The sequence below is a fragment of the Maritimimonas rapanae genome, from assembly GCF_057837205.1.
In genome coordinates this window covers 74,465-86,046 of sequence record NZ_JBYQFI010000001.1, presented here as the reverse complement: position 1 = coordinate 86,046, position 11,582 = coordinate 74,465, and the positions used below count along the sequence as shown (strand labels likewise).

Annotated in this window: 10 protein-coding genes and 1 tRNA gene; 6 read left to right on the top strand and 5 right to left on the bottom strand. The window is 30.4% G+C overall.

Annotated features, from left to right (window positions below; genetic code table 11):
- Positions 1 to 4 precede the first annotated feature (4 nt).
- A complete protein-coding gene (locus AC3IF2_RS00400) occupies positions 5 to 958 on the top strand; it encodes a GSCFA domain-containing protein (protein ID WP_489165027.1) in 954 nt (317 codons plus the stop codon).
- Positions 959 to 964: 6 nt separating this feature from the next.
- On the opposite strand, the gene AC3IF2_RS00395 is transcribed toward AC3IF2_RS00400, so the two are convergent.
- From AC3IF2_RS00395 to AC3IF2_RS00375, 5 genes are all read right to left on the bottom strand, one after another.
- Positions 965 to 1,267 (bottom strand): rhodanese-like domain-containing protein, encoded by a 303-nt coding sequence (locus AC3IF2_RS00395; protein WP_489165026.1) that lies wholly within the window; start codon positions 1,265 to 1,267, stop codon positions 965 to 967.
- Between the two features lie 56 nt (positions 1,268 to 1,323).
- Entirely contained in the window at positions 1,324 to 2,613 is a 1,290-nt protein-coding gene (locus AC3IF2_RS00390; RefSeq protein ID WP_489165025.1) for an amidohydrolase, read from the bottom strand.
- A gap of 64 nt (positions 2,614 to 2,677) precedes the next feature.
- A complete protein-coding gene (locus AC3IF2_RS00385; protein WP_489165024.1) occupies positions 2,678 to 3,148 on the bottom strand; it encodes a GNAT family N-acetyltransferase in 471 nt (156 codons plus the stop codon).
- Positions 3,149 to 3,167: 19 nt separating this feature from the next.
- Positions 3,168 to 5,351: a glutamine synthetase III family protein gene (locus AC3IF2_RS00380; protein WP_489165023.1), complete on the bottom strand. Its 2,184-nt coding sequence runs from the start codon at positions 5,349 to 5,351 to the stop codon at positions 3,168 to 3,170.
- Positions 5,352 to 5,492: 141 nt separating this feature from the next.
- Positions 5,493 to 6,437 (bottom strand): calcium/sodium antiporter, encoded by a 945-nt coding sequence (locus tag AC3IF2_RS00375; protein WP_489165022.1) that lies wholly within the window; start codon positions 6,435 to 6,437, stop codon positions 5,493 to 5,495.
- A gap of 137 nt (positions 6,438 to 6,574) precedes the next feature.
- On the opposite strand from AC3IF2_RS00375, the gene AC3IF2_RS00370 reads away from it, so the two are divergent.
- From AC3IF2_RS00370 to AC3IF2_RS00350, 5 genes are all read left to right on the top strand, one after another.
- Complete coding sequence (locus AC3IF2_RS00370; RefSeq protein ID WP_489165021.1) at positions 6,575 to 6,937, top strand: BlaI/MecI/CopY family transcriptional regulator; 363 nt, start codon at positions 6,575 to 6,577, stop codon at positions 6,935 to 6,937.
- 2 nt (positions 6,938 to 6,939) lie between these two features.
- Positions 6,940 to 8,526: a M56 family metallopeptidase gene (locus AC3IF2_RS00365; RefSeq protein WP_489165020.1), complete on the top strand. Its 1,587-nt coding sequence runs from the start codon at positions 6,940 to 6,942 to the stop codon at positions 8,524 to 8,526.
- Positions 8,527 to 9,327: 801 nt separating this feature from the next.
- A tRNA-Arg gene (locus AC3IF2_RS00360) sits at positions 9,328 to 9,401 on the top strand.
- 773 nt (positions 9,402 to 10,174) lie between these two features.
- Positions 10,175 to 10,690: an RNA polymerase sigma factor gene (locus AC3IF2_RS00355; protein WP_489165019.1), complete on the top strand. Its 516-nt coding sequence runs from the start codon at positions 10,175 to 10,177 to the stop codon at positions 10,688 to 10,690.
- Positions 10,691 to 10,812: 122 nt separating this feature from the next.
- Positions 10,813 to 11,514, top strand: a complete 702-nt coding sequence (locus tag AC3IF2_RS00350) for a FecR family protein (protein ID WP_489165018.1) — start codon at positions 10,813 to 10,815, stop codon at positions 11,512 to 11,514.
- Positions 11,515 to 11,582 lie beyond the last annotated feature (68 nt).

Sequence of the window (11,582 nt, the reverse complement as noted above, 5' to 3'; positions counted from 1 at the left end):
AAAGATGCAATTCCAAACCAATATTCAGTTAGAACCTCAACAACATAATCAAATTGATTATAATTCTAAATTATTATTGTTAGGGTCGTGTTTTACAGAAAATATTGGAAGCAAATTATCATATTATAAATTTCAAAATATAGTAAATCCATTAGGTATTCTGTTTCATTCGAAAGCTATTGAGAATCTAGTTAAAAATGCCATAAATAGAACCACATATACCGAAAATGATATCTTTTTTTTAAATGAACAATGGCATTGTTTTGATGCGCATTCTAAGCTTAGTAACCCTAAAAAAGAACAATTATTAAGTAATTTAAATACTGCTCTACATTTATCAAATCAACAAATTCATAATTCAACTCACATCATTATAACGCTAGGTACAGCCTGGATTTATAGACAGGTTGATACTGGTTCTATCGCTGCCAATTGTCACAAAGTGCCTCAGAAAAAATTTTCAAAAGAAATTTTATCAGTTGATGAAGTTATTGAAAGTTTAGAAGCCATTATTTCGCTATTAAAAACAGAAAATCCTAAAGTATCTATAATATTTACTGTTAGTCCTGTTCGTCATTTAAAGGATGGATTTATAGAAAACAATCAAAGTAAGGCACATCTATTATCTGCAATTCATCAAGTTATTAAACCTAAAGAAAATACTTATTACTTCCCTAGCTATGAAATTATGATGGATGAATTGCGCGATTATCGTTTCTATGATGAAGATATGATTCATCCAAACAAAACCGCTATAAGTTACATTTGGGAAAAATTTAAATCTGTTTGGATTTCTAAAAAAGCTCAAGATACTATGCAAGAAGTTGAGTCGATCCAAAAAGGACTAACACATAAGCCTTTTAATGAGAATTCAGAACAACACCAGCAATTCTTAAACTTACTTAAACAAAAAATGGAAACACTTCAAAAAGTATTTCCATTTATAAATTTTAAATAGCTAAGATCAGTTAATAAACTGATCTACATTTTGCCATGGACCTCCATTTATGACATCTATACCTTGATCTGCTAGAAATTCTTCAGCTCTACCGCTTCTCGCTCCACTACGGCAACAAGTAATTACCGGTTTATTCCATGCTTTTATTTCGTCTACATAATCTGGTAAAAAATCAAGCTGTATATGCTTTGAACCATCTACATGCCCATCATCATATTCTTCTTGAGTACGTACATCTAGTACTACTGCCTCCTTATCTAAATAAGACTTTACGTCTCCAAATTCAGGTTTTTTGCTAAAAAATCCCATTCTTTTAATTGATTTTATAATTGTACAAAGAAACTAATTCTAATAGAAATTAAAAATTATTTTCCTGCACTATTCATATAATCTAAAGTTAAATTAATAAATGCTTTAACGCCTAATTTTAAACCGCTCTCATCAATAAAAAAATCAGGAGTATGATGCGAAGCTGCATCTTCTTCTTTTACATCTGCTGGCTTCCCGCCAAGGAAAAAATATAATCCTGGAACCTCTTTTTGAAAATAAGAAAAGTCTTCGGCCCCAGTAATTGCATTGATTAAATGCACTTTGTCTTTACCTGCAGCATTTTGAAGCGAGGGTAACATTTTAGCTGTTAATTTAATATCATTGTATGTAATAGGATATCCGCCTTCTAATTCTATAGTAGCATCACCACCAAATGCTTTAGCAATTGCAGGCACTCGTTTTTTCATCTCAGCATTTAACTTTTTCTGCATGTCGTAATCTAAAGTTCTAATAGTACCTATCATTTCTACCTCTTCAGGGATAATATTATTACGCACACCTCCACGAATCAATCCTACAGAAATCACTGCAGCCTCTTTAGTTAACTCTGTATCTCTACTTACAATAGTTTGTAAGCCATTGATAATTTGAGCAGAGATCACAACAGGATCTATACCTCCCCAAGGGCGCGAACCATGTGTCTGTTTACCTTTTACCTTAATCACAAAACGTTGTGAAGCAGCCATGATACCTGCCGGTTTATAGGTAATATTCCCTACTGTTGTTCCGGCACTTATATGCAACCCAAAAATAGCATCTACATCTGGTGCTTTAAGAACACCTTCTTTTACCATTAATTCTGCACCACCTTCTTCACCTGGTGGTGTTCCTTCTTCGGCTGGCTGAAATATAAACTTAACTGTACCTTTTAAATCTTTTTTCATTTTAGTAAGCACTTCTGCAGTACCCATTAAAATTGCAATATGAGTGTCATGTCCACATGCATGCATTACTCCAGTTTCGATACCATTATAAACACTTTTAACTTTGGAAGCAAAAGGTATTGGTGTACGTTCGGTTACGGGAAGCCCATCTATATCTGCTCTCAATGCTACCACCGGCCCAGGTTTACCTCCTTTTAGAATTCCTACAACACCTGTATGCGCTATACCTGTTTGAACCTCTAACCCTAAACTTTTTAAATATATTGCGATTTTTTCAGCAGTTTTAAATTCTCTATTTGATAATTCTGGATTTTGATGAAAATCTCTGCGCCATTCAATAACTTTTGATTCAACATCGTCAATCATTTTATCTATTTTGGCATTTTGACCTTGAACATAAAAGCAAGAGAATACTAGTAAAAGAAGTAGTAATTTTTTCATTTTAAGTTAATTGTTTTTGTGAAGTCTAAAAGTAAGAAAAATAAAACTTTGGCTGATGCTCAATTTAATCGAGCATTTTTACAAAGCATATACTGCTTTCAATATTTTTATATTGACCATAATTTGGTATAATAGAATACATACTCTTCTTGTAAAATTTGACTGCTGGTTTCATATCTTTCGCAGTCTCTAAAACGCATTTAGAAAAACCTACTTCTTTTGTCCAAGTTTCTAGTTCTTTTAATATTATTTTGGCGACTCCTTTTCTTCTAACATTTGGTTTTACAAACATTCTTTTTATCTCAACAGAGGTTTTATCATATTCTTTAAATGCTCCACACCCAACTACTACATTTTTACTATAAACTAAAACAACATTGTTCAAATCATCAAGTTTATTGAATTGTTTGAAATAGTCATCTGAGTCTCCATTTATAACACTTAAATAAGCGTCTAGTTCTTTAACAAGCGAAATGAAATCTTTATGTTTTGAATTGGTTCTAATTACCTCCATTATCTTATAAAAAAATCCCACTTTCGTGGGATTTATATACTTATCTAGTAAATAATAATTCTCTGTATTTAGTTAATGGCCAAAGATCATCATCAACCATAATTTCAAGTTTATCACAGTGATATCTAATTTCTTCAAAATATGGCTTCACTTTATTACAATATGCATCTGCTGCTTTTTGTCCTTCTAATTTATTTGATTTTTTTCGAGCTTCAATCATTTCATTAATCTTGGAATTAATCCCAGCAATGTGATGTGAAATTTGTTCAATTAAATCTATCTGCTCTTTTGCATATTTTTTGAAACTGCTCCCAAAAATATCTTTTAATCCACTAACATTTTCTATTAGTGTATTCTGGTAACGAACTGCTGTTGGTATCACATGATTACGAGCAATATCGCCTAATACACGGCCTTCTATTTGAATACGCATTGTGTATTCTTCAAGTTCAATTTCATGGCGAGCTTCAACTTCAACTTTACTCATCACATCCATTTCTTCATAAAGAGCTATTGCTTTCTTAGAAATTTTAGCTTTTAAAGCATCTGGTGTTGTTTTATTATTACTTAAACCTCGCTTTTTAGCTTCTTTTTCCCATTCTTGACCATAGCCATTACCTTCAAAACGAATCTTCTTAGAAGCTTTAATGTACTCTCTTAATACATTAAAAATAGCCTCATCTTTCTTTAGACTTTTACTTTCAATTAAAGCATCTACTTCTTTTTTAAATTCTTTAAGCTGCTTAGCCATAATAGTATTTAATACCGTCATTGGTCCTGCACAGTTAGACCAAGAACCCACAGCTCTTAATTCAAATTTGTTTCCTGTAAAAGCAAATGGAGAAGTACGATTTCTATCTGTATTATCTAATAATATTTCTGGAATTTTACCTACAATATTCAGTTTTAAATCTGTTTTTTCTTCAGGAGATAATTTCCCTTTTGTTACATTTTCTAACTCGTCTAAAACAGCTGACAATTGAGAACCTATAAAAACAGATATAATAGCTGGGGGTGCTTCATTTGCTCCTAGACGATGATCGTTACTTGCACTAGCTATAGCAGCTCTAATTAACTCTTCGTTATCATTAACAGCCTTAATGGTATTAACAAAAAAGGTTAAGAATTGTAAATTCGTCATAGGTGTTTTACCTGGACTTAATAAATTAATCCCAGTATTTGTTGCTAACGACCAGTTGTTGTGTTTACCAGAACCATTAATTCCTGCAAATGGTTTTTCGTGAAATAATACTTTAAACTTATGACGCTGCGCTATCTTTTCCATCACGTCCATTAGAAGTGAATTATGATCTACCGCTAAATTCGCTTCTTCATAAATTGGTGCTAACTCAAATTGATTTGGTGCAACTTCGTTATGTCTTGTTTTTACAGGAATCCCCAACAACATACACTCTTGCTCCAAATCACGCATATAACTCATTACTCTACTTGGAATAGATCCGAAATAATGATCATCTAATTGTTGTCCTTTAGCAGGAGAATGTCCTAATAGAGTTCTTCCCGTAAGGGTAATATCTGGTCTTGAATCTGCTAATGCAGAATCTATTAAAAAGTATTCTTGTTCCCAGCCTAATGATGCATTTACCTTCGTAACATTCTTATCAAAGTATTTACAAACATCTGTTGCTGCATGATCTATAGCCTGTAATGCTCTTAATAAAGGAGCCTTATTATCTAACGCTTCTCCTGTATATGCTACAAATACCGTAGGAATACATAAAGTTGTTCCAAAAATAAATGCAGGGGATGTCGGATCCCAAGCAGTATAACCCCGCGCTTCAAAAGTATTTCTAATACCTCCATTAGGGAAACTAGAAGCGTCTGGTTCTTGCTGAACTAATTGACCTCCACCAAATTTTTCCATAGCCCTACCGTTTCCGATAGGCTCAAAAAACGCATCATGTTTTTCTGCTGTTGCTCCAGTTAATGGTTGAAACCAGTGTGTATAATGTGTAGCTCCTTTAGCCAATGCCCAGTCTTTCATACCAGCTGCAACTTGATCGGCTATTTTTCTGTTTATTCTTTTTCCAAACTCAATAGCATCCATTACACTTTGGTGTGCTTCTTTAGTCATATATTGACGCATGGCATGCTCATTAAATACATTTTCGCCAAAACTTTCTGATCGACGACCATTTTCGGTAACTTTTACAGGCTCACGACGCAGTGTTTCCTGTAATGCATTAAATCTAATTGCTGACATTTAAATTTATTTTTGTTTTACTGTGCAAATGTAATAAAAAATATCTTTTTCAAAAATATACCCCTAAAAAATAGGGGTATAATAAATATTATTTATATATTAATGACTAATTACTTATAAAATAAGGGGGGGTGAAAAATTTTATACTGAAATTGTTAAATACAAAAATATCACATAAGCACCTAATAATACAATGCCATCTTTCCAATTAAGTCGCATACCTCTTGGAAAAAAAACTAGTGGAAAAATAATAAAAGATATAGCTAACATCCAATAAATATCATTGTTTAGTAAACTTAAATCTTCAGGTTTAACTTCTACTGGAGTAATCATTGAAGTTATACCTAAAACTGCTAAAATATTAAACATATTAGAGCCTATTAGATTCCCTAATGAAATTGCTTTTTCTTTTTTGATAACAGCTATAATAGAAGCAGCTAATTCCGGCACACTAGTACCAATAGAAACCACAGTAACTCCAATAATCGCATCACTAACACCTAAGTTTTTAGCTAAGGTTACCGATCCTTTAATTAACAATTCCGATCCTCCCCACAAGCCTATGCCACCTATTACTAAAAAAAGAACTATTTTATAATTAGGCAATAATTCATCATCCTCGGGCATTTCATCAACTACAGCGGGTTTCTGAAAACGAAGTAAATAAATTAAAAAGACTATCAACGTTGAAAATAGAATTACCCCTTCGTATCTTTGCAAGACAAGATCATTGGTAATAAAAAAGTAGAACATTATTGAGGCTATCATCATAACTGGCCAGTCCGTTTTATAAAAACTTTTCTGGATATCCATACTGCCAAGTAGTAAAACAACACCTAAAACTAGCCCTAAATTAGCTATGTTTGAACCGATTACATTACCTACCGCTATCCCAGTTGCTCCCTCAAGAGCAGAATTAACACTAACTATAAGCTCTGGAGCTGAAGTCGCAAACGAAACAACTGTCATACCAATTACAATTTTTGGAATATTTAATTGCAACGATAAACCAACAGCAGATTTCAACAACCAATTACCTCCCAAAACCAATAATACGAGCCCAATTATAATGTAAACAATACTCATCAAGTAAATTTTGGCAAATATAGATTTTAATTTATGAAACCTAAATTCAGGACATTAAATCATAAATTTTAGTTAAATAACTATGTTTTTAGTTTTATAACTATAAAAATAGTTAAGTTTGTGCATATAAATTAAGAATGGAAAAATTAACAAATAAAGAAGAAGAAATTTTACAGGTCTTATGGAGGTTAAACAAGGCTTTTGTAAAAGAAATAATTGATGCTTTACCAAATCCTAAACCGCACTACAATACCATATCTACCATTATTAGAAATATGGAAGCTAAAGGTTATATAAAGCATAATGCTTTTGGCAAGACCCATCAATATTACCCTACTATTTCTAAAGAAGATTATAGAAAAGTTTTTATGAATAAGACAATTAATAATTACTTTGAAAATTCTTATAAAAATGTTGTTTCCTTTTTCGCCAAAGAAGAAAAAATAAGCGTTGAAGAGCTAAAAGACATTATTGATTTAATTGAAAAAAAGAATAATTAACTATGGAATATTTATTAAAATCGGCCGCTATTGTTATAATTTTTTATTCGATTTATAAAATTTTCTTAAGAAAAGAAACCTATTTTAATTCAATTAGATGGTTCTTCCTCTCAGGAATAACTCTTGCTATTGTTTTACCTTTCATAACAATCCCGAATTACGTTCAAGTTAAGCCTGAATTAATTTCGAGCTTATCCGTTTTGAATAGTTCAAATGTTAATCAAGCATCCTTATCTCAGGTTGCGCCTTCAATCGATCTTACTCAAATACTATTGTACATTTACTTAATTGGAATTGCCATATTATTGATAAGATTTTTAGCGCAATTAACTTCTTTATTAGTGTTAATCTTAAAACATAAATGGAAAAAACAAGATGGGCACTATATTATTGAAACTAACGACACCATTTCTCCCTTTTCATTTTTTAATATTGTGGTTTATAACCCAAACCAATTTAAAAAAAGAGAATTAGAGCAAATTATTATTCACGAGAAAATTCATGCAAAGCAATTACATTCTATTGATACAATTGCAATACAATTATTAACTATCATTCAATGGTTTAATCCTTTTATGTGGTTATTCAAAAAAGAAGCTCTTCAAAACTTAGAATTTATAACTGATGACATTACTCAATTAAAAATTAGTTGCAAAAAAAGTTACCAGCAATTACTTCTTAAAACAAGTTCACCAAATTATCAGTTAGCGTTAACAAACAATTTTTACAATTCACTATTAAAAAAACGAATACTTATGTTACAAAAAGAAAGATCGACAAGTAAAAGTCAATGGAAATTTGCTTTAACATTACCATTATTGATTGCATTTATACTATCGTTTAACACAAAAACTATAGCACAAAGCTCAAATGATGAAAGTGAAATTATTGAGATTAAGTCTGAAATTTTAGAATTATTAATCTCTAAAAAAGCCACAGAAGAAGACCTAAATAAAATAAAGAATAAATTTGAAGAAAAGGGTTTAAAAATAAAATTTACAGATGTTAAGCGTAATAGTAATGATGAAATCACAGCTATTAAAATAGATGCAAAAGCCACTAATGGTAAAGCTGCAGCATCCTATGCCGCAGATAATGACAAGGCAATTAAACCTATTAGTATCTCTTTCGACAGTGAAAATAATAGTTTATCAATCGGTTCTACGCATGGATCTAGATATGAATATCACGTTTCAAATTATGATGGCAAAAAAATTATTAAAAGAAAACATTCTAAAGGTCATACTGAAGATGTACATATAGATATTGATTCAGATGATGATCATTCTGTGCATGTCTGGACCAGTAAAGACGGAAAGCATAAAAAAATCAGTAAGAAAAAAGAAATTATTGTTGAAATTGATGACGATGGTAATGAAACTAAAAAAGAAGTTATTAAAATAAGACGCTCTAAAGGAGGGGATAATGATGACTTATTTATTATTGACGATAGTGATGATGATGCTAATACTAAGACCACTTATATTGTAAATGGCAAGAAAATGACTAAAGAGGAGTTTAAGAAAATGGATAAAGACAAAATAAAAACTATCGAAATAAAGAAAGAAGTAAAAAAGAAGAAAAACTAACCTAATTGTTTCATTCAAGTTTGGCCTCATTATGTAAAAAGTAATGAGGCTTTTTATTAAATAAAAGTTCAGCTAAAAAACGCTTGTAATGAACGAAACGCTAAAAAACATGCTTAAAAAAGACGCTTTTTAAGAAGTTTCTTCAAAAATCACTAAAAAAACTACCTCAATTATTACATTTTATAACTAAAAATACACTTAATAGTAACAAAATATTACTAATATCAGAACCTGATGATTATACCTGTGGTTTTATAAATCATTATTTATTGAAATTTGATAGGCAATTCTATAGATTTTTAATTTTTTATGTGACTAGGTTTTGGAAAGTTTACATATTGAAAAAGAATTAATTCTAAAACACTAAAAAATTAACAATTTAAACCATTAAACATTTATGATTTTATTTATTATTATCATTATTGAAATAGCCCTAAGCTTAATCTAATTTCAATAACTATTAAAAAACCCTATCATGCTACTCAATATCATATCATGAAAAAGAAAAGTTAATCAATCCAAATCAACTAACCCTGAGCTCTTGATTTTATCAAGAGCTTTTCTTTATTACTTTTGTAGTATGAAAAAAACTCTATTCAAATTAATAGCCAAACTCAATAAAGTTATATTACCAAGTTTTACTAAAAAAAGGTTAGATATTGCCAAAGCCTCTAAACTACAATTAGCTATAATAGGTTGGAGGGCATTTATAACTAAAAATGCCTTAAAATAAGCAACTAAAAATATAGTAGTTTCATTTTTCTATTGTTTAGAAAAGAAATATATTTGCAACCCAAAATTGGCCGCGTGGCGCAACTGAATAGCGCATCTGATTACGGCTCAGAAGGTTATAGGTTTGAATCCTATCGCGGTCACTAAAAACAAAAAGGCTCATACCATATCGGTACGAGCCTTTTTACTTATCATGAATTGGAATTATTTTTCTTATTAATCCTACTTCGGGGAGAAAGGAAAAAATTTTCGACAACAAATTCAAACACTATGTTCGAATTTTAGACAAACTGCCTTACGGCTTTACTACTTTACTACTTTACATAAGACAGCTTGTCTTCTAATTCACAGCAACTTTCCCTTTCATCAAAATGAAACTAACAGAAACTATTTTAATGCTTTCTATATTTTTTCAGTTCTAAAGATTTTAAATTTTCTAATAAATGTTTCTTTTTAGGGACTTAATTCTAAGTTTACTTTATGTTTCACTTATTATTTACGAATCTTTTAAAGAACTTCAACTAATTATATGTTAGTTTTAATGTTTTCGAAAGTGTTATTTGCAACTTTCACTAATTAAACAATGAAGCCTAAAAAGTTCCTACCTAAAAACTAAAGATATTTTAAATTAAATTTTAACTATCTCATAATCAATATATTAAATTTTATTAAATTTTAATTTTTAAATAAGAAATAAAAAATAAGGTGCTTGAATATTTCCGTTCTTTTAGATCTTTGAAATCTAAAATGTTGGTTGAATGAAATAAAACTGTAGTTAAATTTTGTTTAATTCTGGGCAATAAAACACCTACAATTGTAGTTTATAGATGCAGAATTCAAGTTAATATAATACATTAATATATAATTAATAAAAATTCGAAATCAACACGACCCTAATAAACCAAACTCAAAAACAATGATTAAGACACTTGATACTAGTGTTTGTGAAGAACATGTTTTCTCTAAGATGTTTCAAAGTCATTCTACTGATCTTTTTAACTTTCTGAGATATAAATATGGTGAAAACTTAAATCCCAAAGATAAAGTTCAAGAAGCTTTTATTAAACTTTGGGATAATTGTAAGAAAGTAACTCCAGAAAAGGTAAAATCATTTTTATTTACTACAGCCAATAATATGATGCTTAATGAAGTGAAGCATCAAAAGGTGGTATTAAGACATCAGCAGACTAAACCGAAGAATTACACACACGAAGATCCAGAGTACGTTTTAGAAGAATCAGAATTTATGCAAAAGTATGAGCGGGCATTAGCTAAATTATCTGAAGCACAACGTGTAGCCTTTTTAATGAATAGAACTGAAGGAAAAAGGCATAAAGAAATTGCTGAGATACTTGGCATCTCTAGAAAGGCAGTAGAAAAACGTATATATGGTGCTTTAGAAAAGCTGAGACAAGAAATAGACGGTATATAGGTTAGGAAAAATAATATATTAGTTGTTATATAATCAAACCGAATACAACAGCTAATAAAAAATATTTATATTTAGGTAGGAAAAAAAACCTTTTAGTTGTTCTATTAGTATAGAATTAAAATATGGAAAAGGAGAATTTAATACAAAAATGGTTAAGTAACGAGCTTAACGATGCAGAAATGGAAGCTTTTAAAAAGTTACCCGAATATGACTCTTATAGTCGTATATCTGATGGTGCTAAACTTTTTAAAGACAATTCTTTTGATGTAAACGCCGAATATAATAAGCTAAACGCAATTATAACCAAAAAGAGAATGTCAACCAACCAAGAAACAACCCAAACAGAAACAATATCTTTATTTCAAAGATTAAGACCAGCACTACAAATAGCAGCTATTTTTGTTGTTGGTTTAGCAATTTATTATGGTCCGTTTTATGATAATATGAAAACCATTAAAACAGCCCAAAACGAAGCAACTATAAAATTACCTGATGCTTCTTTAGTAGCACTAAATAACACATCTCAAATTCGATATAAAAAATCGAATTTTAAAAAGAACAGAGTAGTAAATCTGGTAGGAGAAGCCGACTTTGATATTAAAGAAGGTTCAGCTCCATTCGAAGTAGTAACCTGGTCTGGTACTATCAACGATTTAGTAGGCACTAAGTTTAGCGTTAAACAGCGTGCTAACTCATTTGAAATTCTTTGTAAAGAAGGCGAAGTAAGCTTTTCGTACAAAGGTAAGATCGTTAGATTACCAGCAGGTAAAAAGCTAAACATTATTGATGGTAAAATTATTGAAGCCGAAACTAAGCTTGCTTAATAAACGTTTCACCCTACAAGCCATTAAAAAACTCCTGATTTCTCAGGAGTTTTTTTGTTATATACTTT

Excerpts from the sequence above, each read along its gene's own strand:
- AC3IF2_RS00400 (WP_489165027.1), top strand. The coding sequence starts at position 5 with ATGCAATTCCAAACCAATATTCAGTTAGAACCTCAACAACATAATCAA.
- AC3IF2_RS00395 (WP_489165026.1), bottom strand. The coding sequence starts at position 1,267 with ATGGGATTTTTTAGCAAAAAACCTGAATTTGGAGACGTAAAGTCTTAT.
- AC3IF2_RS00390 (WP_489165025.1), bottom strand. The coding sequence starts at position 2,613 with ATGAAAAAATTACTACTTCTTTTACTAGTATTCTCTTGCTTTTATGTT.
- AC3IF2_RS00380 (WP_489165023.1), bottom strand. The coding sequence starts at position 5,351 with ATGTCAGCAATTAGATTTAATGCATTACAGGAAACACTGCGTCGTGAG.
- AC3IF2_RS00375 (WP_489165022.1), bottom strand. The coding sequence starts at position 6,437 with ATGAGTATTGTTTACATTATAATTGGGCTCGTATTATTGGTTTTGGGA.
- AC3IF2_RS00370 (WP_489165021.1), top strand. The coding sequence starts at position 6,575 with ATGGAAAAATTAACAAATAAAGAAGAAGAAATTTTACAGGTCTTATGG.
- AC3IF2_RS00365 (WP_489165020.1), top strand. The coding sequence starts at position 6,940 with ATGGAATATTTATTAAAATCGGCCGCTATTGTTATAATTTTTTATTCG.
- AC3IF2_RS00355 (WP_489165019.1), top strand. The coding sequence starts at position 10,175 with ATGATTAAGACACTTGATACTAGTGTTTGTGAAGAACATGTTTTCTCT.
- AC3IF2_RS00350 (WP_489165018.1), top strand. The coding sequence starts at position 10,813 with ATGGAAAAGGAGAATTTAATACAAAAATGGTTAAGTAACGAGCTTAAC.